The 26,671-nt window shown below is 45.9% G+C and carries 26 protein-coding genes; 21 read left to right on the top strand and 5 right to left on the bottom strand.

The window, feature by feature from the left end; all coding sequences use genetic code 11:
• Positions 1-19 precede the first annotated feature (19 nt).
• The 3 genes from rpiA (at position 20) to ACHWTJ_RS10625 (ending at position 4,057) form a co-directional block, all read left to right on the top strand.
• On the top strand, positions 20-718 hold the full coding sequence (rpiA, locus tag ACHWTJ_RS10635; RefSeq protein WP_294742312.1) for a ribose-5-phosphate isomerase RpiA: 699 nt from the start codon (positions 20-22) through the stop codon (positions 716-718).
• 21 nt (positions 719-739) lie between these two features.
• Positions 740-1,000: a hypothetical protein gene (locus ACHWTJ_RS10630; RefSeq protein WP_294742310.1), complete on the top strand. Its 261-nt coding sequence runs from the start codon at positions 740-742 to the stop codon at positions 998-1,000.
• 2,502 nt (positions 1,001-3,502) lie between these two features.
• Positions 3,503-4,057: a hypothetical protein gene (locus ACHWTJ_RS10625; RefSeq protein WP_035408597.1), complete on the top strand. Its 555-nt coding sequence runs from the start codon at positions 3,503-3,505 to the stop codon at positions 4,055-4,057.
• A gap of 150 nt (positions 4,058-4,207) precedes the next feature.
• Here the strand turns inward: ACHWTJ_RS10625 and ACHWTJ_RS10620 are convergent, their stop codons facing one another.
• Genes ACHWTJ_RS10620 through ACHWTJ_RS10610 form a run of 3 tightly spaced genes read right to left on the bottom strand, consistent with a single transcriptional unit; the run spans position 4,208 to position 5,964 of the window.
• Entirely contained in the window at positions 4,208-4,612 is a 405-nt protein-coding gene (locus tag ACHWTJ_RS10620) for a DUF350 domain-containing protein (RefSeq protein ID WP_023467822.1), read from the bottom strand.
• 13 nt (positions 4,613-4,625) lie between these two features.
• The gene (locus tag ACHWTJ_RS10615) at positions 4,626-4,793 is read right to left on the bottom strand and encodes a hypothetical protein (protein ID WP_197026221.1); all 168 of its coding nucleotides are present in this window, start codon (positions 4,791-4,793) and stop codon (positions 4,626-4,628) included.
• Between the two features lie 55 nt (positions 4,794-4,848).
• Positions 4,849-5,964: a diguanylate cyclase gene (locus ACHWTJ_RS10610; RefSeq protein ID WP_294749716.1), complete on the bottom strand. Its 1,116-nt coding sequence runs from the start codon at positions 5,962-5,964 to the stop codon at positions 4,849-4,851.
• A 242-nt stretch (positions 5,965-6,206) separates the two neighbouring features.
• Here ACHWTJ_RS10610 and ACHWTJ_RS10605 point away from each other — a divergent pair, with 242 nt between their 5' ends.
• From ACHWTJ_RS10605 to ACHWTJ_RS10585, 5 genes are read left to right on the top strand one after another with little or no spacing between them, the layout of a single operon-like run.
• A complete protein-coding gene (locus tag ACHWTJ_RS10605; RefSeq protein WP_294742301.1) occupies positions 6,207-7,646 on the top strand; it encodes a GntP family permease in 1,440 nt (479 codons plus the stop codon).
• A 25-nt stretch (positions 7,647-7,671) separates the two neighbouring features.
• Complete coding sequence (locus ACHWTJ_RS10600; RefSeq protein WP_394679690.1) at positions 7,672-8,373, top strand: CoA transferase subunit A; 702 nt, start codon at positions 7,672-7,674, stop codon at positions 8,371-8,373.
• Between the two features lie 13 nt (positions 8,374-8,386).
• The gene (locus ACHWTJ_RS10595) at positions 8,387-9,049 is read left to right on the top strand and encodes a 3-oxoacid CoA-transferase subunit B (RefSeq protein ID WP_035398057.1); all 663 of its coding nucleotides are present in this window, start codon (positions 8,387-8,389) and stop codon (positions 9,047-9,049) included.
• A 5-nt stretch (positions 9,050-9,054) separates the two neighbouring features.
• Positions 9,055-9,831, top strand: a complete 777-nt coding sequence (locus tag ACHWTJ_RS10590) for a 3-hydroxybutyrate dehydrogenase (RefSeq protein ID WP_394679689.1) — start codon at positions 9,055-9,057, stop codon at positions 9,829-9,831.
• Positions 9,832-9,844: 13 nt separating this feature from the next.
• Positions 9,845-11,035 carry an acetyl-CoA C-acetyltransferase gene (locus tag ACHWTJ_RS10585; RefSeq protein WP_294742295.1) on the top strand — a complete coding sequence of 397 codons (1,191 nt, stop codon included), beginning with the start codon at positions 9,845-9,847 and terminating at the stop codon, positions 11,033-11,035.
• A 58-nt stretch (positions 11,036-11,093) separates the two neighbouring features.
• Here the strand turns inward: ACHWTJ_RS10585 and ACHWTJ_RS10580 are convergent, their stop codons facing one another.
• Positions 11,094-12,026: a DUF2268 domain-containing protein gene (locus tag ACHWTJ_RS10580; protein WP_394679688.1), complete on the bottom strand. Its 933-nt coding sequence runs from the start codon at positions 12,024-12,026 to the stop codon at positions 11,094-11,096.
• A 281-nt stretch (positions 12,027-12,307) separates the two neighbouring features.
• Here ACHWTJ_RS10580 and brnQ point away from each other — a divergent pair, with 281 nt between their 5' ends.
• The 10 genes from brnQ (at position 12,308) to ACHWTJ_RS10530 (ending at position 23,732) form a co-directional block, all read left to right on the top strand.
• Complete coding sequence (gene brnQ, locus ACHWTJ_RS10575) at positions 12,308-13,648, top strand: branched-chain amino acid transport system II carrier protein (RefSeq protein WP_394679687.1); 1,341 nt, start codon at positions 12,308-12,310, stop codon at positions 13,646-13,648.
• A gap of 153 nt (positions 13,649-13,801) precedes the next feature.
• Positions 13,802-14,122, top strand: a complete 321-nt coding sequence (locus ACHWTJ_RS10570; RefSeq protein ID WP_394679686.1) for an antibiotic biosynthesis monooxygenase — start codon at positions 13,802-13,804, stop codon at positions 14,120-14,122.
• Positions 14,123-14,253: 131 nt separating this feature from the next.
• Positions 14,254-15,732: an AraC family transcriptional regulator gene (locus ACHWTJ_RS10565; protein ID WP_394679685.1), complete on the top strand. Its 1,479-nt coding sequence runs from the start codon at positions 14,254-14,256 to the stop codon at positions 15,730-15,732.
• Positions 15,733-16,060: 328 nt separating this feature from the next.
• On the top strand, positions 16,061-17,755 hold the full coding sequence (locus ACHWTJ_RS10560; RefSeq protein ID WP_394679684.1) for an IucA/IucC family protein: 1,695 nt from the start codon (positions 16,061-16,063) through the stop codon (positions 17,753-17,755).
• Positions 17,712-19,337, top strand: coding sequence for an IucA/IucC family protein (locus ACHWTJ_RS10555; RefSeq protein WP_394679683.1), 1,626 nt, complete (start codon positions 17,712-17,714; stop codon positions 19,335-19,337). Before ACHWTJ_RS10560 ends, ACHWTJ_RS10555 begins: the two co-directional genes overlap by 44 nt.
• Entirely contained in the window at positions 19,324-20,520 is a 1,197-nt protein-coding gene (locus ACHWTJ_RS10550) for an AMP-binding protein (RefSeq protein ID WP_394679682.1), read from the top strand. The genes ACHWTJ_RS10555 and ACHWTJ_RS10550 overlap by 14 nt, the downstream gene beginning before the upstream one ends.
• Positions 20,508-20,759, top strand: a complete 252-nt coding sequence (locus ACHWTJ_RS10545) for a phosphopantetheine-binding protein (RefSeq protein ID WP_294749707.1) — start codon at positions 20,508-20,510, stop codon at positions 20,757-20,759. The genes ACHWTJ_RS10550 and ACHWTJ_RS10545 overlap by 13 nt, the downstream gene beginning before the upstream one ends.
• Positions 20,752-21,750, top strand: a complete 999-nt coding sequence (locus ACHWTJ_RS10540; RefSeq protein ID WP_394679681.1) for a DUF6005 family protein — start codon at positions 20,752-20,754, stop codon at positions 21,748-21,750. Before ACHWTJ_RS10545 ends, ACHWTJ_RS10540 begins: the two co-directional genes overlap by 8 nt.
• Entirely contained in the window at positions 21,698-22,525 is an 828-nt protein-coding gene (locus ACHWTJ_RS10535) for a sugar phosphate isomerase/epimerase family protein (RefSeq protein WP_394679680.1), read from the top strand. The genes ACHWTJ_RS10540 and ACHWTJ_RS10535 overlap by 53 nt, the downstream gene beginning before the upstream one ends.
• A 94-nt stretch (positions 22,526-22,619) precedes the next feature.
• The gene (locus tag ACHWTJ_RS10530; RefSeq protein WP_394679679.1) at positions 22,620-23,732 is read left to right on the top strand and encodes a glycerol dehydrogenase; all 1,113 of its coding nucleotides are present in this window, start codon (positions 22,620-22,622) and stop codon (positions 23,730-23,732) included.
• 163 nt (positions 23,733-23,895) lie between these two features.
• Here the strand turns inward: ACHWTJ_RS10530 and ACHWTJ_RS10525 are convergent, their stop codons facing one another.
• Positions 23,896-24,633, bottom strand: coding sequence for a peptidoglycan DD-metalloendopeptidase family protein (locus ACHWTJ_RS10525; protein ID WP_394679678.1), 738 nt, complete (start codon positions 24,631-24,633; stop codon positions 23,896-23,898).
• Positions 24,634-24,961: 328 nt separating this feature from the next.
• Between ACHWTJ_RS10525 and ACHWTJ_RS10520 the strand changes: the two genes are divergently transcribed.
• The 3 genes from ACHWTJ_RS10520 (at position 24,962) to ACHWTJ_RS10510 (ending at position 26,589) form a co-directional block, all read left to right on the top strand.
• Positions 24,962-25,423 (top strand): NUDIX hydrolase, encoded by a 462-nt coding sequence (locus ACHWTJ_RS10520; protein WP_394679677.1) that lies wholly within the window; start codon positions 24,962-24,964, stop codon positions 25,421-25,423.
• Between the two features lie 88 nt (positions 25,424-25,511).
• A complete protein-coding gene (locus tag ACHWTJ_RS10515) occupies positions 25,512-26,387 on the top strand; it encodes an SDR family oxidoreductase (protein ID WP_394679676.1) in 876 nt (291 codons plus the stop codon).
• Between the two features lie 13 nt (positions 26,388-26,400).
• Positions 26,401-26,589, top strand: a complete 189-nt coding sequence (locus ACHWTJ_RS10510; RefSeq protein WP_394679675.1) for a hypothetical protein — start codon at positions 26,401-26,403, stop codon at positions 26,587-26,589.
• Positions 26,590-26,671 lie beyond the last annotated feature (82 nt).

Genomic DNA, 26,671 nt, shown 5'->3' with positions numbered 1-26,671 from the left:
AATGTAGGGAGGGATGCGGATGTATGAACAGGAGAAACAATTAGTCGCTGAGGCAGCACTAACTTACGTGAAAGACGGGATGATAGTGGGTCTTGGGACGGGCTCGACGACGGAACGGTTCATCGAGGCGCTCGGTCCACTTGTGCAGGCAGGTCTACAGATTCGGGGCGTAGCGACGTCACTTGCGACGGTACGACTCGCGGAACAGTTACACATTCCGTTGATTGATTTGGAAGAGGGAATGGAAATCGATGTGACGATCGATGGGATTGATCAGATTGACGGACGCTTTCAAACAATCAAAGGTGGTGGCGGTGCATTATTTCGCGAGAAAATCGTCGCACTGATGAGTCGGGAATTGCTCTATCTGACAGATTCCTCGAAGTTCGTCCATCATTTAAGCGGACCGTTACCGGTCGAACTGGATCCGTTTGCGTTACCGTATGTACGACAACGGTTGCGTGATAAGCATGTATCCGCAACGTTGCGGCTGAAAGACGATCGTCCCTTCGTTACAGATGGAGGGCACGTGATTCTTGACGTAGACTTATCAGCCATCTCGGACGTCCGATTGTTCGCAAAAGAAGTGAAGAGCTGGTCTGGTGTACTCGAGACGGGTTACTTCGAGCGACAGCCCGATCATGTCCTGACGGTCGAAGAGGGAAAGGTCAAACGTATCGCGCATCCACGACTACGTGACGGCGGTGGATTGGTTTAAGGGAAGAAAGAAGGAAACCGTATGGGCTTGAAAAAACGGTATTTATTCGGAGCAGGTGTCATTGCCGGTGCGAGTCTACTGTTATACAGGAAGCGGGAACAGGGAACACAGACAGATGCGTTACGTGACTATTTAGCGCATCTCGATCAGGATCCGAGTCCAGATGCTGCGAAGGACCCGGATGAGGTCGGATTGACGAAACTCGATTCGATCTATCGAGCCGAGTGGCAAGCGAATGGTTTTCCACGTTCGCGGACGGAGCTAGAGGAACTTGAAAAATAACAGCAATTAGCTATGAGGTATTTAAACGGCTTAAGTCCAGGATTTGAACGGGCTCTAGCCGTTTTAATTGTAGTTGCAATAACATAGCCGTATATTTAGAAAAAGTTTTTTAAGAATATGAAAGTTTTTTTAATGAGTTAGTAGCTCTTTAAACGAAGAAAATCAATTCGTCTAACTTCTCCTTTAAGGATTTCAGAGTATACATCGGATCATTAGACATCAAGCGAAACGTGCCATATACGTCTTCCGAAATAAGAACTTTAACACGTTCCCTTTCGCTGTTCTCAGTTATAAAAAATCTACCATCTGTTATAAGGGCTTCACCAATCGGAATCTCTAAATTATCGCTTACCGAAAATAACGTGACATCTCCCATGCGTTCAGTGATTAAATTGATTAAGAAAAAACATTTTTTAAATTTTTGAATGGTATCAACGTCTATTTTAGCGAATTTATAGCTATCTCCTTCACCTATCCAGCGGATAGATAAATTCTGATCTTGGCAGTACTCTGTGACATTTTCTCGATAAAATAATGAAATCTCATGTAGAAATACAACATATTGATTTGCATTTTTTTCGAAATGAACTGTAGCGATGTTTCATCCATGTTTCCTAAAAGATCCGCGTAATAGGTTTCAGGAAAAGAACTGTTACATTTGATTGGTATGTATTGATGAGTTTCGATCCCATTTAATGTTTGCAGCTTAATTTTCATTCATTTCTCCTCGCGTATATTTAGTTAAAATAGCGATATGTTATATCAGGATGTAGCTCTTTTATTCGAAAAGAAAAATAAAAGCATACGTATGGAATCTATAATGTATAGTATGAAAAAGGAAATAATCATGCTGATCCGTGAGGTGGATATGTGAATAAAGGACTATTAATACGATGTTATATTGCTTGTTTTATACTGTTTATCACGACAATGCTAATTGGTCGCTATGAACTCAACACAAATATTTTTATGATTTTAACATTTGGAGTTATTCTGCTCGTACTTAATTTACCTATCCGGCAGTTGGATCGGTATAACAGACAATCGTTATCTTACTGGGCATTTGTTTTCAAAATGATAACAGGTGCTATTTTAGCGGCTGTTGTATGTTTTTTCGTTATGGTGATGATTACTCCGTAAAATCATTTTACGTATCTATTCATTACAACGATGTTTGAAAAGCTTATCATGTACTGTGCAGATTGAATTCGTTCCTTACTCGAAACACTCATCTCAATAGCGTTAAAATGACCTGATTGCTACATCAGGTCATTTTAACGCTATTATTTTATTCTAATAAAAGCCCAGAGATGAGTACAGTCGCACATACTAGGAAAGACCAGATTAATATGTTTCTAAGTCGATTAGTTGCGATGTCATAGGTTACAAATAATATCATATAGATACTAATCGAGAGTGTTTTTACAAACGTGCTATATGTGGCACTATCTTTAAGTATAAAAAGCACGATACTTACTATAACAATAGATAGATTGACACCAATTACTAGTACTCGAAAATTTGGTTGCTCTACTTTTTTTGTAAAGGAAATAAGGATCGTAAGACTTGCAATAGCAAGATTGGTATACATTAGTATTTCGTTCATACTGTCTCCCTTAGTTAGATTTCATCGATAATTAACAAAATTGAATGTTTGACAACACTTTAGGTACAACGATATAAGATGCAGTCTTTAATTAATATATCATTTTCATTCCATAGACATCTAAGGATTCTAGTTTATTGAACGACACATTAGAAGTGTGTCATTTAATAGACGTACAAAGGAAGAGTCTTGACCACGATTTAAAAGAGAACTATCTTACTTTAAATATTAAAAAAAGTGAAAAACAGCACTCAAAATCTCTTTTCCTAAAGCACGGTCTGGTAAGATGTGGATTGTATCAATCATGATTCAAGGAAAAACATTGTTTTCGAAAGGAGATTCATTGAATGAAAACCTTTTTTAAACATCAACATAGCTAGTTTTTTATATGCCATCGCTTTATTCGTTCCATTACAATTCATGCTAAATATCAATCGAATCATAAGACTTACTGATATGTCTTCAAGTATGTTTTGGACTCTGAATATCATGATCGGATGCATCACTCTAATCAGTATTCCATTTTTAATTAGACGGATCACCTTCAAGTCCACTCTACATAAGTCATTTGAACGAATCATCTGTCTTTCCTGGATCGTCTATTTTGTTTTATTCACATATCTCATAAGTAGGATTATTCCAGTCACGAATGAGGGAGACATGCCAAGCCCTGGTTTAGGCTTCATTTTAATCACCATTGTATTAACATATCCACTTTTTGTAATAGTTTCTAAATTTCTTATAGTGGATCAAAAGTCGATGAAGGATTGAAAAATTAGCAATTTGAAAGAAAGGAATGATGTTATGAGGAGTCTACTGCTCCCGAACATTTTTTACAGATCTTAATAGAAGGATGTAAGATACATAAAATTCCATAGCATTAAGGAGAGCGTATTTTGAAAAAACGATATTTATATTTCTATTCGACAGTCATTGTATTAATCGGGGGAAGCTTGTATTCGTATCAAGCAGGATATATCCCTTATACAACACCTTATATAGATAAAGAGCATGAGAAGTTGATGGATGCTAAGACCGTCAATTCAGTCAATCGAAAAGACTACATCGATAGATCGATGCGAGATATGGCTAACTTTGCACCTTATTCGACGGGTGATTCCATTACAAAGAATGTGACCATGAATGAACTGAGGTCGAAGATTGATACGATGCACCACATCGAAAAATCTTTCCAATTCAAGTCGAATGATCCAGAATCAAAATCCTTACAAAAAGTAGCGAAGAACTATACTACTTATATTGAGGCGCTTGAATATGTTGCAAGCAATATGCATCGTAAGGAATCGATGAACGTCGATCAAGCAAACTATCTGAAGAGTGCTTGGAATGAGGTCGTCGCACCTGTACATCATATAAAAGATGAGGTCGATCGTTCTCAAGAAGGAGAGGCCGTCATGTTTGAAAAAGAAATCACTTCAGTTTGGAATTAATATTGATGGGGTTTAGGATGGATAAATTTGAACGTTTCGAATGACACAGTTAGATTACGACCTTATAAAGCTAGAATCTATAATATGGATTAAATGATATACAATCTAAACAGCCCTAGATATAATGATCCAGGGCTGTTTTCATGCGTTTTAATATGTAAGCGACCCAGCAATGATCAAACCGATCGAAATCGATAAGAAGAGGAGCAGCAAGCCGACTGCTTCGTTGTTCGCATCAATCTCTTTCGTCATGCTCAAACGTGGGATTAGTAAATCCGCGAGATAGAATAAAACGATTTGTAAAACGATCGCAAGTGCACCCCACAACACCATATCGAGAATGCTGACAGAGTTCGAAATACTCGAATAGAGGACGATGGCGAGACCAAGAATACGTCCACCGAAGGCGTAGACGGCCGCTTTCTTCCCGTTACGGATGAGTTCGAGTTCCTTCGATTTCGTCGTCACCTCGAACAGGACAACACCGATGGCAAGGAGTACGGTCGCGACACCGATATACGAGAGCGTTGAAAGGAATAGATCACTGAATGTCATGCTGGTACCTCCATCATGATTTTTTATTTTTTTTGCGTTGTTCGTATGCAACATACAATTCAAGCAGTGCTCCGACGAGAATACCTGCTGATACATACAAATAGAAGTTGTCACCAATGAATCCGAACACGAGTCCTAAGAGAAGACCGATCAGGATATAAGGACCTTTTGTTAACTTCATATCAATCACCTGCCTCTACTTTAAAGGTAGCGGATTTTAGAGGTGACGTCCATCGTTATTCTTGGAAGCTGACGGCAGATTCTGCTGTTGCTGAAAACAGGATGACCTGGTTTCGCCCTTGTTGTTTTGCTTGATAAAGTGCGGCATCCGCATCCGGTAAGAGCTGATCGATTTGAGAGGTCGTCTCATCAAAAGCCGCTAAACCAAACGATGCCGTGAGCGGCAGGTCAGTCGTCGTTAATCGAAACGGACTGGAGGCGATCCGTTCACGTAATTGTTCTGCTAAAGGAATCACTTCAGAGAGTGGCACGCCCTCAAACAGGACAGAGAATTCCTCGCCACCGTTACGGGATAAATACCCGCTTTCTGCCACTCCATCGCGCAGTCGATTGGCGAACTGCCGTAGCACTTCATCACCTGCTTCATGACCGTACGTATCGTTGACGTGTTTAAAATGATCGATATCGATCGTCAGTAACACGATGGACTGTTTGCTCAGGATCAATCGTTGTTTGACATCTGTGAAGTATTCATTGAAGGCGCGTGAATTATTTAATCCCGTCAAAAAGTCGAGTTGTGCTTTTTGCTTGAGCATCCGTAACGACTGTTTCGTTAGGCGGATATCACGAATGATCAGCAGGGCAAGCCAACTGCTGATGAACGATGCAGGAATGACGACTGCCATCACTTCGAGTAAGAGAATTTGTTTTGGTAAGACGATCCATAAGACAAGGGCGTGCAAACTCGTCGCATATAGTGTCACAAGTGTGAACGTCCGTTTTGCATAGGAGGGCATTTCGCGAACGATTAAGCTCGTTCCTAAAGCAACGGCGACAATGAAGCCGAATGCGGTGAAGGCTGCTAGATTCGTTCCTAAACTGAAACGATAGATAATGATTGCAATCGTCACGATCGTTGTCGGGATGGCGCCACCAAAGTAGGCAGCGACGACGACCGGAATATGACGCAAATCAACCATGACGCCAGGTGCTGCTTCAATCGTCATCTGCATGAGTAGTAACGAGATGACACTTAGAGCAAGACCGTACAATACGCGTGTCAGCCGTGGGGAGTCACGTGTGATCGGGAGCGGTGATAATTTTCCGAGCAGATAGAAACCAGCCATTAATAGCGTCACGTTATGCAAAACGTCAAAAAGGATGCTTTTCATGAAATGTCCATCCTTTCAAATAAAAGTGCGTACTTAAGAGATACATACGCCATAAAAGGGTTAACTCCTGTTTGCCGAAAAAATAAACTCGACAAATTAATTGTGTCTATAATGTGAACTTATGATTTCTATAAGCTGAGCTTATAGTTTAACGGAATTTAATTGACCTCCTTGATACTGCATTGTTAAATGATGAAGAAGCGATATGAAAGCGCTTACTAAATTTGAAGGAGATCTTACTCATGGAACTTGTCATCATTCTTCTTGCCTTATCCTTATTGATGTTCGTTGCCTATCGTGGTTTTTCGGTCATCCTATTTGCTCCGATTTGTGCCTTGTTCGCCGTCTTACTAACAAACCCGGACTGGGTGTTACCCTTCTTCTCGAATATCTTCATGGAAAAGATGGTCGGCTTCATCAAAGCGTACTTCCCGGTCTTCCTCCTCGGAGCGATTTTCGGAAAAGTCGTTGAGATGTCCGGCATCGCGGAGTCGATCGCAAAGACGATCATCCGTATGATCGGTGCGAAGCGCGCCATCCTTGCTATCGTTTTACTCGGCGCCATTCTTACATACAGCGGCGTCAGCTTATTCGTCGTCGTGTTCGCTGTCTATCCGTTCGCTGCGAACTTGTTCCGCGAAGCGAACATCCCGAAACGCCTCATCCCGGGAACAATCGCACTTGGTGCGTTCACGTTCACGATGGATGCCTTACCAGGAACACCTCAGATTCAGAACGTCATCCCAACGACGTTCTTCAAAACGGATATCTACGCTGCGCCGATCATGGGCTCAGTCGGTGGATTGTTCATCCTAGTCGTCGGCATGTGGTATCTCGAGTCACGTAAGAAAAAAGCCCATCAAGCAGGTGAAGGATACGCTGGATTTGAAGCAACGGCTGCCAGTGCCGCACCGCAGATGGAGTTGAAGAATGAACCAGAAATGACGCTCGAGACGGATCGTCAACCGGTCTATCGGCAAGTTCTTGCCTTCGTTCCACTCGTCCTTGTTGCCGTTATGAACAAAGTCTTCACACTTTCGATTCCGAAATGGTATCCAGAAGGATTCGATTTTTCGGCGATTGGTCTAGAAGCATTCGGAAAAATCGAGACACCAGCCGTTCTTGCGATCTGGTCCGTCCAAATGGCGTTATTGATCGGAATTCTCGCAGCCATGCTCTATGATTTCCCAAAGATCAAGACGAACTTCCAAGCTGGTCTGAACATCAGTATTGGTGGTGCGCTCTTAGCGGTCATGAATACAGGTGCTGAGTATGGATTCGGTGGCGTCATTGCGGCGTTACCAGGATTTAAATCCGTCTCAAGCGGAATCTCGGAGACATTCACGAATCCGCTCGTCAACGGAGCCGTTACGACGACGACGCTTGCCGGCGTCACTGGTTCCGCATCGGGTGGGATGGGGATCGCGTTAAGTGCGATGTCAGATAAATATACGCAGGCGATTACATCGGGTGGCGTACCACCGGAAGTCATGCACCGTGTCATCTCGATGGCGTCCGGCGGAATGGATACGTTACCGCATAACGGTGCCGTCATCACGTTACTTGCCGTTACGGGGCTGACGCATCGTCAGTCGTATAAGGACATCTTCATGATTACGATTCTCAAGACAGTGACGGTCTTCTTGATGATCGGATTGTATAGCTTGACTGGTTTGTACTAAGTATTTTTAAAGGGGGCATCATCAGATGAAGCAGGGGAAAGTATACGCATCATTCGCGGAAGCAACAGCAGACATTTTTGACGGGGCGACGCTAGTCGTAGGGGGCTTCGGACTCTGCGGAATCCCGGAAAAATCCATTACCGCGTTACAAGAGAAGGGCGTCAAGGATTTGACGGTCGTCAGTAACAATTGTGGCGTCGATGATTTTGGACTTGGTCTCCTCTTGCAGACGCGACAAATCAAGAAGATGATTTCGTCGTATGTCGGGGAAAACAAGACGTTCGAACAACAATACCTCAGTGGCGAGATTGAAGTCGATCTCGTCCCCCAAGGTACGCTTGCGGAACGTATCCGTGCCGGTGGAGCTGGTATTCCTGGTTTCTATACACCGACTGGCGTCGGCACACCGATTGCCGAAGGAAAGGAACAAAAGGAGTTCGATGGGAAAACATATCTCCTTGAAGAAGGGATCGTCGGCGATTTTGCGATCGTCAAAGCATGGAAAGCAGATCGTCTCGGGAATCTCGTCTTCCGGAAGACGTCACGTAACTTTAATCCGATCGTCGCGACAGCCGGAAAAATAACGATCGTCGAAGTCGAAGAACTGGTCGAAGTCGGTGAACTTGACCCGAATGAGATTCATACACCTGCTGTCTACGTCCAGCGCATCGTCGTCGGAACGGATTATGAAAAACGCATTGAACGCCGGACTGTCCGGGAAGCTTGAGGAGGAGATCGATATGAAAACGACACGAGAGATCATCATTGAACGCGCGCTTCAGGAAGTTGAAGACGGGATGTACGTCAACCTCGGGATCGGGATTCCGACATTGATCGCCAATGCGATTCCGGACGATATGCATGTCATGCTGCAATCCGAAAATGGACTGCTTGGCATCGGACCGTATCCGCTTGATCATGAAGTCGATGCCGACGAAATCAATGCCGGTAAAGAAACGGTCACGGCACAATCTGGAGCTTCTTATTTCGATAGTGCCGAATCGTTCGCGATGATTCGCGGTGGGCACATCGACCTCGCGATCCTCGGTGGGATGGAGGTTGATCAGAACGGTGACCTCGCGAACTGGATGATTCCGGGCAAGATGGTCAAAGGCATGGGCGGAGCGATGGACCTCGTCAACGGAGCGAAACGCGTCGTCATCATCATGGAACATGTCAACAAACACGGCGAATCGAAAGTCAAACAGGCGTGTACCTTGCCGTTGACAGGACGCGCCGTCGTCAACCGTCTGATTACGGATCGGGCCGTCTTTGATTTCACACCGGACGGGATGGTCTTGATCGAGACGCTGAATGGTCATACGGTCGAAGACGTCAAACAAGTCACGGAAGCACGATTCACGGTCAGTCCGGAACTCGAGCGCGTGACGGTAGGGGAGTGAAGCAGATGGTTCAAGGAGATATCGTACTCGTCACAGGTGCAGGAAGCGGAATTGGTCTTGAAATCTCAAAGGCGTTCGCTGAGGCAGGAGCGAAAGTCGTCGTAACGGACGTTCGCGCGGAAGCAGCAGAGGAAGCTGCGGCATCGATTCGCGGAGCTGGTCATGAGGCGGTCGGCATGACGCTCAACGTCACCGATGAATCACAGGTCGAAGCCGCCTTGAAGCAGACGGTCGAACAGTTTGGTCGACTTGACGTCTTGATCAATAACGCGGGTCTTCAACACGTCTCACCAATTGAAGAGTTTCCGACGGAGAAATTTGAATTGATGATCAAGATCATGTTGACGGCACCGTTTATCGCTATCAAACATGCTTTTCCAATCATGAAGGAACAAGGCTACGGACGGATTCTTAACATGGCATCGATCAATGGTTTGATCGGTTTTGCTGGGAAAGCGGCGTATAACTCGGCGAAGCATGGATTGCTCGGCTTAACGAAGGTCGCAGCCCTTGAAGGAGCGGAACACGGAATCACCGTCAACGCGATTTGCCCTGGTTACGTCGATACACCACTCGTCCGCAATCAGATGGAAGACTTAGCGAAGACGCGTCACGTCGAGCTTGAGAAGGTACTCGAGGAAGTCATCTATCCGCTCGTTCCACAAAAACGTTTGCTCGCCGTCGAGGAAATCGCGGATTATGCATTGTTCCTCGCGAGCCGCAAAGCAAAAGGGATCACGGGACAAGCGAACGTACTCGATGGAGGATATACGATTCAATAAGGAGATGGAGCAGATGAGTGAAGCAGTCGTCATCGTCAGTGCGACGCGCACGGCGATCGGGAATTTCAATGGGAGTTTGAAGGACGTCAAAGCAACGGAACTCGGTGCGACAGTCATCCGTGCGGCACTCGAAAAAGCAGGTGTCGCTGGGAATCACGTTGACGAAGTCTTTTTCGGTAACGTCCTCTCAGCAGGACTTGGTCAAAATCCAGCACGGCAAGCGGCACTCGCTGCCGGATTACCAGAGACATGTCCAGCGATGACCGTTAACAAGGTCTGCGGATCCGGTCTCTCAGCCGTCCATCTCGCGTATCAGGCGATCAAGTCGGGCGAAGCCGATGTCATCGTTGCTGGTGGAATGGAGAACATGAGCCAAGCGCCATATGTCCTATCGGGCGCACGGTCTGGACTGAAGATGGGTGACCAACCGCTCGTCGATACGATCATCCAGGATGGACTTGAGTGTGCGTTTAATGACTATCACATGGGAATCACGGCAGAGAATTTAGCCGACGCCTATGAACTCTCCCGCGAAGCCCAGGATCAGTTCGCGGCGACGAGTCAGCAAAAAGCGCAGACGGCATTAGCAGAAGAACGGTTCGTTTCGGAAATCACGCCAGTGTTGATTCCACAACGAAAAGGCGATCCAATTCGTTTTGAACAAGATGAGTTTCCGCGCGCGGGCACGTCTGTCGAAACACTCAGTCGTTTGCGCCCGGCATTCAAAAAGGACGGAACGGTCACGGCAGGCAATGCATCTGGCATCAATGACGGAGCTGCCGCACTTGTCATCATGTCCGCGACAAAGGCACAAGAACTCGGCGTGACACCACTCGTTGAGATCGTCGCGAACGGAACGTCTGGCGTCGACCCGAGCATCATGGGAATCGGTCCCGTCCAAGCGGTCCAAAAGGCACTCAATAAGGCGGGATTGACGCTTGAGGAGATCGATGTCATCGAAGCGAACGAAGCGTTCGCGGCACAATCTCTCGCGGTCGATGCGGAGCTACAGTTCCCGCATGAGAAGCTCAACCGCAATGGCGGTGCAATCGCGCTCGGTCATCCAATCGGTGCGAGCGGGGCGCGGATTCTCGTTACGCTGATCCATGAACTCGAGCGGACGGGTGAGACGCATGGTCTTGCGACGTTATGCGTTGGGGGCGGTCAAGGGGTGGCGACGATCGTCAAAAAATACGAAGGTTAACTAATAAAGCACGAGACGAAGGAGATGCATGCTCCCGTTGTCTCGTGCTTTATTGATTTTAGCGAATCGTTAATTTTTTCTTGTAACTGCTTTTTTCAAGAATTTGCACAGATGACATCCGTGACCATTTCTTCAAGGAGATCTCCGGATGTTGTTTTACGAAGTCGGAGACGATCATGTAGCCGAGTCTGTATTTCGTGAACGATGGAATTTGTTTTTCGTAATTTCCAAAGAACAGATCATCCGTCGTCAATCGTTCCGCATTCAGCTCCGAAATCACATGCTCCAAGGAATGGTCAAGTAAAGGGGCAATCGCTTCCGATGATTCCATTGGATAAAGCTTATGGGCAAAGAATTCCGCTTTTCCTTCGAGGATGATGTAATCGAGCATTGTCGCACGATTCGGCTCATCGAGTGCAACGGTGTGATGGTATTCATGCGCCGTCGTATTGCGTAATGACTTTTTCGAAAAATCCTTTAAGAAGAACAGACTCATCGAATTGTTTCCTTGAGAGACACCGCTGACACCACCATAATGTTTGGCATCATCATGTTCGATTGGTGTCGTCGGGGAGACGAAGACGACGAGCTTCTCATCCCGTGGAAGTTGTTTCATCGAAGTCAGGAGACTGGACTTGATCTGTTTCATGATGCGCTGATGGTGTTTTTTCAAATATGTATTCATCAATTTTAAGTCCTTGATGTTTTCCGAAGGCTGTTCATAGAGGCTAGGAACAGGCATGGCTTGGAGCTGTTCTTTTTTGATGACGTCACTTTTAGCGCCCAATACATATTTTTTATATAGTGCCTCATTGTCCTCTGGATGTTTCAAAACCGCTTGAATATAATTGTCATATGCCTTATACAAGGGAATGATTTGAATCATTTGTTTCTCGTGCGTAAACGAGATGTCATATGTCTCTGGTTTTTCGGCAGCCGGGGAACAACTACCAAGTAAAAGGGTGGCGCTAAGAAGATAGATCGATTTCATGGGAAAAACCTCCTGTTTAATTATCCATATATTTACTTTATCCAAAGGTTGTTATTTTTCCTACTACGTCAGATGAACTTATGAATCCGGTTTCATGCTTCGACGCACAGACGTAACAAATTCTTTAAACTAAAGTTCCATCAAACTTCCTCTTTAATTTTCAGAATATTCTCCAGATAAACTCCTAGCACGAGCTCTTAAACGTATGTTATCCTTTCGAACGAAGTACTTTATCTGCTTAGGGAGCGGATGAAGTCGGAAATCATCAGTGGGGGTTTATTATGTCTAAAACTGTTCCAACATCATTTATCATCGTCATCGGCATGATGCTCTTCGCCTTATTCTTCGGGGCAGGAAATCTTATCTTTCCGCCGATGCTCGGACAGCTCGCAGGGGAGCATGTCTGGGTCGCTAATGCCGGCTTCCTTGTCACCGGTGTCGGTCTACCATTGCTTGCGATTCTCGCATTCGCGTTTTCAGGGGAACGCGATCTACAAGCGATGGCGTCACGCGTTCATCCTATGTTCGGAATCGGGTTCTCGGTCATCCTCTATCTTGCAATCGGACCATTCTTCGCGATTCCTCGTGCCGGAACGGTCTCGTATGAGATCGGAATCAAGCCGTTCTTCAGTGAGTCGACGAGCCACTGGCCGCTGCTCATCTTCACGGTCTTGTTCTACACGGTTGCTTGTCTCTTATCGTTGAATCCAACCAAGATCGTCGATGTCGTCGGGAAAGTACTGACACCGATCAAGATCACGTTCATCGGTCTGTTGATCGTCGTCGCTGTCCTTCATCCGATCGGAAGTTTTCAGAATCCTTTGAAGACATATCAGTCAAATGCCTTCTTTAATGGTTTCCAGGAAGGATATATGACTCTCGATGCGCTCGGTGCCTTCGTCTTCGGGATCATCATCATCGCAGCGATCAAGGAAAAAGGTGTCATATCAAAGCGGCAGTTACTCTTGATTTGTACGAAAGCGTCATTGATCGCAGCAGCCTTGCTAGCAATCACGTATTCGGCGCTTGCCTTCATGGGTGCTTCAAGTGTCTCGGAAATCGGACAACTGGCGAACGGCGCAGAGATCTTGTCGGCTGTGTCGGATCATTACTTCGGTGAGTATGGGGCAATTTTGCTCGGTCTGATGATCACGGTCGCCTGTATGACGACAAGTGTCGGTTTGATCACGGCCTGTGCATCGTTTTTCTCGGCACTCGTGCCAAAAATCTCGTACGTCAAATGGACGATTGGTCTATCGGTCTTCAGCGCACTCGTTGCGAACATCGGTCTGAATCAATTACTTGCCGTCTCAAAACCAGTCTTGATGACACTTTATCCACTGGCAATCTGTCTCATCTTCCTGACATTCTTGCATCCACTCTTTAAAGGTAAACCAGCCGTCTATCAAGGGGCGCTTTGGATGACATTCGTTGTCAGCTTGTTTGATGGATTGAAGACAGCAGGGATTAACGTCTCAGCTGTCACGAAAGTGTTCGACGCGGTATTACCGTTTGCTTCCGTCAGTCTCGGATGGGTCGTACCAGCCATCATTGGTGGAGTGATCGGAGCTGTCGTCGGTAAGAAAACAGCGGAGACACAATCGTCGTCGCGTGTGGCTTAAATTAAATCCCTTCACTCAGATTACACTGGGTGAAGGGATTTTTTTGTAACGATGAAACGTATTCTAACAACAGTTGTTGACAAAAACCGGTGGAATAATGCTATAGTGTTAACGAAAATGATATTCATTATCAATTAGAAGGGGTGATAGGTGATGTTCATTCAATTAAAAACATTCAAAGTCAAAAGAGGAAGTGCTGTTGAAATGATCGAGCGTTTTTCAGGAAAGGGAATCATCGAGCAACAACCAGGATTCCTCGATTTAAGTGTCTTACATAAGAAGCGTACAAAAGAGGAAGAAGAAGTTCTTGTCCTGATCCGCTGGGAATCGGAACAAGACTGGAAAGCGTGGGAAACGAGTGAGGTACACCTTGCCGGTCACCGAGAAAGAAGGGGGCAACCAGGTCCTTCCTTCATTCTTGACGGTCAGCAACATTACTATGATGTGATTGGATTTAAGACAGCAGATCTATGATCGACACAACAATAAACAATCACGTAGGCAAGTGACAGAAAAGTATCTCGAAGACTTTCTTTCATATTGATTAAGATTGAACGGACACGGCAAAGCGTCAGATGGTACATGTTTTTTAGGAGTGAGTTGAAATGACAGAATCACTACATACATTTCGAGTTAGAAAACAAGCTTTACAGAAAGGAGGACAATTAGCGATACGACCGGGCTTGATTGTCGTTATACAAGGTGTTGGCTTTACCTACACGGAAAGAAAACGTTTAGAATCGGGCGAAGCTTGTTTCATTATAAAACCAGGTGAACGATTTATCGTTCAGGAAGGGCATTGTTTATTGTATCAATTAGAGGTTACATTGACGCCATTTCCAGTCTATCGTCAACCAACTGATGAACTAGTAGAGTGTTTAGAACGAATGCGCGGATGTCCAAACACAATGACCGGTTCTCTTAGACAGCATCGTTATCTGTATCAACTGCTCGAGCAATTAAGTGAACGTCGTCATGAGCAGACGTTTGAGGAAGTGACGTCCCAGTGGTTAGAAGAACTCGGAAAATCACGAACAGTCAGTGACTTGGCAAATGAGTTGAACATGTCACTGCCGACATTTTCCCGCCAATTCAAAAAGCACTACGATCAATCACCAAAGGAACTGATTCATCAATTGCGGATGCAACGGGCGAAGGAGTGGATGATTGCACATCCAGATTGGACGATTGCTGAGATTGCAGAACGTGCATCAATCAATGATGAATTTTATTTCAGCCGTCTCTTTAAAAAACGTGAGGGACTATCACCAAGTCAGTACCGGAAACGGTTGATTCCACGGGTCGGAATCTGGAGTCAAGCGTTGTTACAAGATCACTTATTGGCACTTGGCATTCAACCTGTCATCGCACCGTCTTTTCCGACACAATATCGTTCGAACGGTGTGCCAGACTATTTAAATGAACTCGAAGGTACACGACTATACGACGCGTCAGTAACGATTTTACCAGAATGGTTCGAGACCTCAAATCTCGATCTCGTTTTACGGACACCGATACGAGGTGAATCACCACCTATGTTGACGTCTTGTTCGGTCATCGATATTTCGAAACAAACTTGTTGGAAGGATTACTTATATGCTGTTGCTACGGCAACCGATACGCTTGAGCGAACGACTGACATCATCAACGAAGTCGAGACGCTTGAAACAATTGTGAAGCAGCAGTTCGAATTCAATCGGAATGTGACATGGGCAGTCATTTGGATCAGAGACTCAGAAATCCGACTGTACGGACGAACAGGACATACGATGTTAGATTTTCTGTTCAGTGAAATCGGTTTACAAGCCGTGGAAGGACTTCCGCACACCGTCTACATGACAATCAGCTTAGAAATATTACAGCAGTTGGATCCGGATGGTTTGTTCATACTGTGGAGTCAACCTGCAGATGTAGAACGAATTCGAGGAACGGCGGAGTGGCAAACCCTTCGTGCCGTTAGGACTGGGCGTATATTTTACCCAGACAGTGTCGATTGGGATCCGTGGGGACCACTTGGGAGAATGCATATGTTACGTCAATTGCATAATTATATCAGCGATAGTAACTGTATTGTTTGTCCATGAAGAATGAAAAGAAAATCCATGTCACTCACCATTGATAATGATTATCATTACAGATGGAGTTCATAATGAGGCAGAGAATGCTGATTAATGAACCTAAAAAGTCGTTGCCTTGTTGTATGGATGTTAGAAAGGATCGTTTGTTTGATTTTGTGTTAAATCTTACGACGATATGTGACTTCTGGCATTTAATCGATTATGAAAACGGATTGAAGGAACTTGAAAACGTTTTACTTAGAATAAGTGCGTATACGCACCATCAAAAACGGGGAAACCCGTTTTTCTATTGATGTGGAATGAGAATGATTTTCAATAAGAGGAGGAGTAGAGCGTGCGAACATGCGAAGAACAAATCAAGCGATTAGCGACCGAGGTGACGCTTCAATCGTTCATGAACAGCTACATCAGAGAAGTGAACCTGGGCGAATGGGTCAACGAACGACCGTTTGATGTATCTGAGATATCCTCTTTTTATTGGATGAAACCGTATCTCATCGAAATCAAACGTCGTTCCATCATCGGACGTCACGAGATTGGAAGGATCCGTGAAGAGACAAGTAACGGATGGCGGGAAGTTTCAGCCATGTCCTGTATCATCACTTGTTGCATCAAGCTTCAACAAAAAGACCCGAATCAAACGGACTTACTCTTTCGCGTTCTTGACAGTCACCGGACAGTACAATTGATTTTAGAGGAACAACTGGACGCACAAGAGCAAGAGACGTTCATCGATTATGAACAACGCTTGTGGTGTGGTCATTGGTTCCATCCGACCCCGAAAAGTAGAGTCGGTATGACCGACTGGCAACAAAAGGCGTATGCGCCTGAATTCCGTCAACCGTTTCAACTTCACTATTTTACAGTACATGAGACATTGGTCGAAGAACGTTCAGGTAGCTACGAGACAATCAGTCAGCTGATGGAAAATCAACTGGGTGATTCGATTCAAGTGACAGCGCAAGAGCGACTCGTTCCGATTCATCCACTTCAAGCCGAGTATCTGTTGCACCAGCCGACAGTCGAGCAATGGATTGAGAAAGATATTATTCGTTATCATGGCGCATCTGGACCACTCTATAACGCAACTTCGTCGATCAGGACCGTCGAAGCACTCGACCGAAGTCATATGTTGAAGTTATCCATCCCTGTCCAAGTGACGAACTCAAGACGCGTCAACAAGCGACACGAATTAGAGGCTGGTTATCTGATGTATCGCTTGTTTTGTCATCTGTCTCTGCCGGATACGTTTGACCTTATTCACGATCCTGCATATTTAGCGATCCGGACTAAAGAAGAGACCGGATTCGAAGTCATTTTGCGAGAGCCAGCACCTCACGCGGTAAATGTTGCGGTACTCGTCCAACCGGCATTACCGAATTCAGAATCGCTCCTGCTGCGGCTCATCCGGCAGTCGGGATCAATCGCATCGAAACATGTCACTCGGTGGTGGAAACAGTACCTGGAGTTGACGTTAGGAGCGATCGTTACACTGTATGAGGAACAAGGAATCGGACTCGAAGCGCATCAGCAAAATAGTCTCATCACATTCGAAAACGGATGGCCGGTTCGATATCACGTCCGGGATAATCAAGGCTATTACTTAGCAGACACGAATCGAGATTCCTTTACTCTGCTGGAACCGGAACTGAAGCATACGACGTTGTTCTACACAGAAGAAGTCATTGCTGAGCGTTTGACGTACTACATGATTTGGAACCACCTAGCGAGTATCATCGACCGATTGGCAGCAGACACATTATTAAAGGAAGAAGTTGCTATCGCGTTACTGCACGAATGGTGTCAAGTACGAGTTAAAAGTCTAGAAGGGCGAGGCAAAGCTTGGCTTTTGATGTTGTTAGAATCGCCGACACTTCCATACAAGGCGAATTTACTAACACGCCTACAAGGACTCGATGAACTCGAAGTCGAGGGAGAACGGGTTTGTTTTGTCGACTTGGATAATCCGCTACGGGAGGGCAACTATGCTTTACGACAGCAAAACACGCATCTGCAAACAACTTCTTGAGAGTCTGTTTTTTGAGCGGATTCTTCCTTTTACTGAAATGAACAACGGAACGAAGCATCGTTTTACATTCCACATAAAAGATAGTGAAGTGACAGTTGAAGGAAAACGCGGTCCTTTTGATCGAATACGGCTCGACATCAAGACGTTACGCTCATCGAAGTCATCTGGCGTCAACGACTGGTTTGAGCATCTCTTGACGCAGTTGCCGATCTCGGATGACTTTCAGGAAGAGTTACGACGTACACATGATTTCGATGACTTGTCGCAGCGATATCGTCTACCAATCCACCGAGCAGGCTTGAATTTTGAAGAGTTGGAGCAGACCATCATCGAAGGGCATCCCTATCATCCTTGTTATAAATCAAGGATTGGCTTTTCGCGAGCTGATCACGAAGCATACGGACCTGAAGCGGGCAATCGATTTCAGTTGCACTGGATTGCCTTGCCTTCTACGCTCGTTCAAGGCAATGGAATCCTACCTATTCCACTGATCCTTGGAAAACCGCTTCTACATATGTTTTTAGTCAAACTGGAAGAACTCAATCAAACCGATTATCAGATTCTTCCTGTCCACCCATGGCAATGGTCACGTATCAAGCAAGAGGTGGTACAAGTCGGAGGTATCGACTTAGGCGAAGGCGGGGTATTCGTGCAAGCGACGCAGTCGATTCGAACCGTTTTTTGTCCAGGTCATCCCGAACTACCGCATATCAAATTGCCTCTCGACTTGAAGCAAACGTCAGCCGTTCGGACTTTTTCCGTGCCGAATGTCGTGGCTGCTCCTGCGGTATCGGATTGGTTGAAAAAACAGGCGAGTGAATTGCCGGTGACGATGCTATCTGAATTTGCTTCCTGCGTCAGCTCGAGCGGTCCACTTACAGGTCGGGTCGGTTGTGTCTTTCGAGAAAACGTCTTGACGTATGTTCACACGGAGGAACGGGTCATTCCTTTGACTGCACTTGCTCAAATCGAGGTGGATGGACGACATTTTTTAGGTCCGTGGTTGGAACGATATGGTCATGAACGGTGGCTTCGTCGATTCTTCGTCGTCTATCTCGAACCAGTCATCCGACTCGTGATCGAGAAAGGGATCGGTGTGGAAGCTCACGCTCAAAATACGTTACTTGTCTTACGGGACGGATGGCCGGAACGGATCATTCTCCGTGATTTTCATGACAGCGTCGAGTTCGTCACCGAGTTACTCGACGATCCATCGGATGTACCCGACTTTAAGAGGCTACATCCTGATTTTGATGCACCGCTCAACACCTATTACGAAATGTCACACCCGCTTGCCTTACGCGAGCTGCTGTACGATACATTATTCGTCTACCATTTGACGGAACTAGCGTATCAACTTGAACAGACGGAGAACTTGAGTCAAGCGACGTTCTTTGATTGGATTCATCAGACGATTGAGAGATTGCCGATTGATCGGGACCGATTAGAACGAATCGGATGGTACGAACAAAGAGTAACGGCAGAAGCCTTACTGGCACCACGGTTTGGTTTGACGAATCAAATTGATGTAAAAAATTCACTAGTTCAACGAGGAGAGGAAGTCAATCATGCTATGGATTGAGAAAGAATGGGTGACAGAAGAAGAATTGACGACACACGAACTGGTGAAGCAATCGTTCATAACGGAAGGGAAGACCGTAGCCATCTGTACGTCAGATACAAAAGCATGGTTAGCCCTCTGTCTTGCGATGCGACGTATGAATGGAACAATTCTTCCCATTCATCCGGAGACGCCTGTTTCTGGTGCTGAGCGTCTAGCGATACAAGCCGGATGTGGCTATTTGATTTATCAAGAGACCATCATTCCGCTTCCGGAAGCGGAAAAACGTGCGGGTGGATTGATTCAATTCAGTTCCGGTACGACGGGGCAACCAAAAATCATTCACCGGACATGGGAGTCGATCGAGACGGAACTGAATGCTTATACGAACAGTTTTCCGCTGACGACGAAAGCGACGATCATTGCTTGTCCGACGACGCACTCATTCGGATTACTGTGTGGAGTGTTCGCGACTTTAAGACGCGGAGCAACACCAGTCATCCTACAAGACTTCTCACCACGTCATGTGCTAGCAATCCATCGTTTGCATCCGGACGCGATCATCTATACGGCACCGGGACTGGCGTATGCGATGAGTTTGTTCCCGGAATCCGTTCACGCAGTGATGATTTCCGGGATGACATTACCAGAAAAGTGGTTCCGTTCGATTGAACGGAAGACACATCATTTGCTTCAACAATATGGCTGTTCAGAAATCGGCTGTATCGCACTTCATCCGAATCCGCCGAGTCCGCAAGCGATCGGCTTTCCACTAGATCATCTTGAGATTGAAACTGGAACGAAGGAAAAACCAGCAGAATTAGTCGTTTCGCAACAAGGCGTACGGATTGGTACGAAGGATTTAATGTACGTTGAAGACGGGCTGCATTTTCTTAGCCGACTCGATGAGATGATCAATGTGTCTGGCTTATCCGTCTATCCCGGGGAAGTCGAAGATGTCTTGTATCAGCTGCCAACCGTCGAGGCTGTTGTCGTCTTTAAACGAATGGATGCGTTCCAAGGAGAGCGCGTTTGCGCTCAACTCGTGACGACGGCATCGGAGGAAGATCTGAAACAACATTGCACGCAGCATCTCGCACCTCATCAACGACCGACGGAGTGGCAACTCGTTGAGCAAATCGAACTGTCTGCGAATGGGAAAGTGAGTAGAAAACGATTGGGGGAACAAACATGTCCCGTTTAACGATTGCGCAATTCGAAGATATACTGATCGAACAGCTCGAATGGTCATCATCTGTCGCTGTCTCGACAACAGACTCTCTACGAGATGATCTAGGACTGGATTCGATGCGCTTGATTCATCTGTTGCTTCACCTTGAATTGGAACACGGGTTAGTGATTCCCGATGAGCACATGTCAGCCCTGCCCAAAATGCGAGTAGAAGAGTTGATGTCTGTTTTACAGGAGGTCATTCATGATTAAAGTACACTGTCTCGTCAGTTGCGTCTGCGAGACGATCAAACGATCGGACGCGGACCACCGTCCCTATTACTTTGGCGTGTGGGATTCTTCGTTTTCCTTGTCAGCCGATTATGTCCTCTCGCATCATGATGAAACAATTAACCATCAGGAGATGCTTGTTTGGTATGAACGTCTTTACGGAATCCCAGTCGAAGAATGGTACGATCACAAACAATCAAAAGAAGAAAACATCACTCAGCTGATTCAACGGATTGAACAGAAAAATAAGGACGAGTCAGTGATCGTCATGTTGGATTTAGCTAGTCTACCTGAGCGCGAAAATAAATTTCACCATGATGTGTTTCCCCACTACGTCATGTTAGAGGCGACAGAAGATCCGGAAATATGGAACATGCTTGATCCTGATTTCCGGTATGAAGGTGAACTAGAAAGAGAACGTATTCTTGCAGCGGTACGCCATCCTGCTGTCGCTGGTGGATTTTCGTGTCGAAATACGGATGTTCGAATACCAGACGCGACGACGGTAAGTGCCTATTTCATGAGTTGTCTAAACGTACATCATCCATTGACTGAGGCAGTCAAACGTGTTGTGCATCACTATCGTGAACAGCCTGAGGGATTACCGAATGCCTTAAAGCAGTTACCTGTCATTGCCATTCGAAAATATGCCTATGAGCACGCATTTGCTTATTTATATGAGGCGATCGGACGCGACTTGCAGACATCTGATTTTGAAGAATGGACGGATGAGGTTGAAACACTTGTCAATCAATACTCTGTCATCCAACATCGGGCTGTCAAATATGCTGTAACGCGTCAACCGGAAGTGTATTTAGAAATCGAACGAGTGATTGAAGAACAATGGGCACGGGAGAGTGCCATTAAACGGCAACTCGTCGACACGTTCCATGCGTATCAACGACAGGAGGGGATTGAACATGAAACTCGCACTCTGTACGATCAGCTATCGGCATCATCTGCGTTCATTTAATGATTTGATCGATTTTGCTTCAGAAGAACACTTTGACGCTATTGATATTTGGGGTGTTCATGCTGAACATTTAAGAACGGAAGAAGTCGATCGGCTGAAATCGTCCCATCTGAATGTCAGTATGTTAAGTCATTATTTAAATTTAAACGCACCGATGTCAGAACTACTTGCGGAGACAAAACGACTCTCACGATTAGCGACACGAATCGGAACGGAGCGTATCCGCATCTTTGCGGGGAATGAGGCGAGCCATACCTTATCCGATGCCAAATGGGATCAACTCGTTTATCGGTTGAAGGGGATTTGCCGTGTCCTTGATTCTGCAGGACAGCGATTATTACTTGAATTTCATCCGAACACGGCAACAGATACGGTAGAGGCAACGATACGTTTATTACAAGCGATCAACCACCCGGCATGTCGGATCAACTTTGACGTTTTACACGTCATCGAATCAAAGGCAGATCCCGTCGAAGCATACTTCAGACTCGCATCGTATGTGGATCATCTACATTTAAAAACAGTGGCGAATGTTGATCAGTTCTCAGTCTTTGAACCGACGAATGTCTATGCGGCAAGCGGATCGCGGGAAGGGATGGTTCCATTGTTTGAAGGTATCGTCGATTATCACCAGTTCTTTGAAGACGTTTCAGGTCATCTCGATCACTTGACGGCAAGTCTCGAATGGTTCGGTCCTGATCCAGACAAGCGTTTAAAAAGTGATCGACTTCTTATTGTTCAAGCACTTGAAAGAGTACCCGTTTTGTCAAAATGATTCGACTTGATGGGGTTTAAACGTAAGCGGAAAAGGCAATTCCTCTACTGTATGTCATTGATCATCGTGTCCCTTACAGAAAGGATGTTGAAACATGTCAGAACGTGTCTTCATTAGTCCCTCAAAGTATGTCCAAGGAAAGGATGTCATTGACCGGCTCGGTACATATGTGAGCCCGTTCGGTGAAAAAGCGCTTGTCATCGCGGATGATGTCGTCTGGGAAATCGTCAAGGAACGTGTCGAGCATTCGTTGTCCGGCGAAAACGTCGGCATCGAGAAAGCGGACTTCAGTGGTGAAGCCTCACGGCATGAAGTGAAACGAATCGCTGAGCAAGCACAAGCGGCAGATGTCCGGTTCGTCATGGGTGTGGGAGGCGGAAAAACGCTCGATACGGCAAAAGCCGTCTCGGATGAGCTGAACGTGTCCGTCGTCATCGTCCCGACGCTTGCTTCGACCGATGCCCCGACGAGTGCCCTCTCGGTCATCTATTCTGACGAAGGGATTTTCGAAAGTTATCGCTTCTATAAGAAGAATCCCGATCTCGTTCTCGTCGATACGAAGCTGATCGCTCAAGCACCAGCGCGTTTCTTTGCGTCTGGAATTGCCGATGCGCTCGCGACGTGGGTCGAGGTCCGGAGTGTCGTCGCTTTTGGTGGACAGACGATGGCAGGAGGACGACCGACGATTGCGGCACAAGCGATCGCCAAACGGTGTGAGGAAGTCTTGTTCGAGCATGGACGCTTGGCGTATGAATCTGTTCAAGCGCAAGTCGTTACGCCGGCACTTGAAGCCGTCGTTGAGGCGAATACGCTCTTAAGTGGACTCGGTTTCGAGAGTGGTGGGTTAGCTGCAGCTCATGCGATCCATAACGGGTTCACGGCGCTTGACGGTGAGATTCACCACTTGACACACGGAGAGAAGGTCGCCTTTGGTACACTCGTCCAGTTGGCGCTCGAAGAACATCCACAAGAGGAGATTGAACGCTACATCGCGCTCTACACGGATCTTGGTCTACCGGTGACGCTCGAAGACGTCAAGCTAAAGGATGCTTCTCGTGAAGATATCGTCAAAGTCGGCGAGGCGGCGACAGCTGAAGGCGAGACGATCCATAGCGGTTTCAACGTCACAGCGGACGAAGTCGCGGATGCCATTATCGCAGCTGATCGCTATTCGAAAGCATATCATGCGAAACGGGCTTCTTCTTGATGACTTATTTTAAAATCACTTTTTCTTTTTAGAAAAAGTGATTTTTTTGTGACTCGAATTAAAATGATATAAGTATAAAATTGACAATATTAGATAGTGTTGGATATGATATAATGCCATGTACATATAAAAAGGTACCTCCAATGAGGTACCTTAAAAGTATTTATAGGAAAGCGAGTGGGTTAACACTGCTTGCTGCAGATGAACCGCTATAGACGTAGTTTCCACGGTGAATCTCGAAGTGCAAGTGAGATCCGAATGAGTTACCAGTGCTACCGACAGCTCCGATGTTCGCACCTTTCGGAATCGATTGACCGACGAAAACAGAACGTTTGCTAAGGTGAGCATACACAGTTGTGTAAGAAATGCCGTTCACATTATGTTCGACCATGACATGGTTGCCATAAGCTCCCTCATATGACGACTTGATGACTTTTCCGGCAGCGGCTGCTTTAACTGGAGTTCCAGTCGGTGCTCCGAAATCGATGCCGTTATGGAATGTGTAGCCGTACTTACCGCTAGCATTTCCATATCCTTGCGTGATTGGTCCGCTGGTCGGACGCATGAATCCAGTCGACGAAGAGAACGATGCCTTTTTCGCTGATTTACTAGAAGTACTGTACTTCTTGACGTAACCAGAATAGACGTAGCGTTTTTCGCCTTTATGCATGATTTTCGTCCAGTTCCCTGTCCGACCGAGGTATTTGAATGTTTGACCCGCATTGACGCCGTCGACGATGCGGTGTTTTAACGATGGGCCAGTCCGGACGCGAAGTCCGTCTGCTTTAATCTTTACTTTATACGATGAGCCAGAAGCGGCTTCAACTTTACCTATACCCGTAGCTGCAAAACCTGAAACAACGAGGGCGCTCATTGCTAACGTCGTGATTGTTCGTTTCATGAATGTTCCTCCTAAGTTGAATATCTAGTGTTGTCGTCGGAAATGACATCTATAGAAGTGGATGCGTTTAGTGTGTATTGAAGTGAGTGATGCGGTCATTTGACTAACGAGAGTATAGCATTCAACTATCAGACAATTGTATTTCAATTCGATTGCTAAAATATATTCTAATAACATTTGTTGTAATGTTGAGCATTCATTCAATTCGAAAATCCTTTAAAATCAAGATGAATTTATGTTACAACGAGATGAATTTGATGACAAAATGCAATCATGGGAAATGATGAGAAAGTATGGGATATAACTAAACAAGAGAGTGGGAAATAAGATGGACTTAACGTTTACAGTAGATCAAAAAAAACTTAATATTCGCGCGGTAGCGTTGCTCATACAGAATGGACATCTATTGATTCACCGGCAAGGAGAAGATGAATTTTGGTCCTTGCCGGGCGGGCGCGTGCAGTTTGGTGAGAGTGGTGCAAAAGCAATTGAACGTGAACTAATTGAAGAACTAGGACAATCGATCGAACCACCGGTCTTTCGTTTCCTGCATGAAAACTTCTTTGATTATGCGGAGCACCAATTTCACGAACTAGGAATGTTTTATGAAGTAACGTGCCGTGAACCGCTACCGCTCTCAACGGATGACTTCTATGGACCAGAGGGTGAAGGATTGACATATCGATTCGTACCGTTCGAGAAGTTAGATCAATATACATTGTATCCAAGTGAACTCACACATATGCTCCGAACAAGTACATTCCCGACACTGTTGACGAATGACATCTGACTTTTTTAGAAAAGCGTTTACATATACTTCGCAAGGGAATCGTTGAACATATGATTCATTATGTCAGCGATGAGGGAGTGGAACGTTTATGAGGGAAGAGCAGTTCGAAGCGTTACACCAGGAAGCACGAGGACAGACGCAGGAGAGACAGCCGGGCATCGAATATGTCATGAAACCGGAACCGATCTACGATGATCCAGATTATGTCGGTTCAGGTAAGTTAAAAGGAAAAGTCGCTTTGATTACCGGTGGGGATAGTGGAATCGGGCGTGCTGTTGCCGTCGCTTTCGCCAAAGAAGGAGCGAATGTTGCGATTGTTTACTTAAATGAAGGGAAAGACGCTGAAAAAACGGTGGAAACCATTGCATCATACGGCGTCAAAGCATTAAAGATCGCGAAGGATATTAGTCGACCAGAACACGCGAAACCAATCATCGATACCGTCATCGCAGAGTTTGGACAATTGAACATTCTCGTTAATAATGCCGGAAAACAATTCCCGCAAGATGACTTTCTAGCCATCACACCGGATCAACTCCGAGAAACGTTCGAGACAAATGTATTCTCGATTGTCTACCTGACGCAAGCCGCATTGCCGCATCTAAAAAAAGAAGACACGATCATCAATACCTCGTCCGTGACAGCATACGCCGGTGCACCAACGTTGATCGATTATTCGGCGACGAAGGGAGCAATCGCGACATTGACGCGTTCACTTGCATCAAGCTTGATCAAACAAGGGATTCGGGTCAATGCCGTCGCGCCCGGTCCGATTTGGACACCGCTCATTCCAGCGACGTTCACGAAGGAAAAAGTGGAGGCACACGGGGAAAACACGTTAATGAAGCGTCGGGGTCAACCGTCTGAGAATGCAGCGGCCTATGTCTATCTCGCCTCCCGCGATTCAAGTTACGTCACAGGTCAGACGATTCATATCAACGGCGGCGATTACATCACGTCTTAAGGGGGAGATCAAGATGAAGAAGAATCCGAATGAAGTGCCAGAACGTGAACCGAATCATCAACCGGACGAGATCCCACAGTCACCACCGAGCGAAGTACCAAATACGCCACAGGAGGACCCAGTCCGTCAGCCGGAACCGGATACGTTCCCGGAACCGACCGAGATTCCGGATACACCGCAGGAAGATCCGAATCCCTATTAACGAGTGAAGTGACCACCATCCAAAATCGGATGGTGGTTTTTTCGTGATAAAGAAGACAAACTATCTTGACAGTCAAACTGTA

The organism is uncultured Exiguobacterium sp. (assembly GCF_964277885.1).
GTDB lineage: Bacteria > Bacillota > Bacilli > Exiguobacteriales > Exiguobacteriaceae > Exiguobacterium_A.
This window is presented reverse-complemented; position numbering and strand designations above follow the sequence as displayed.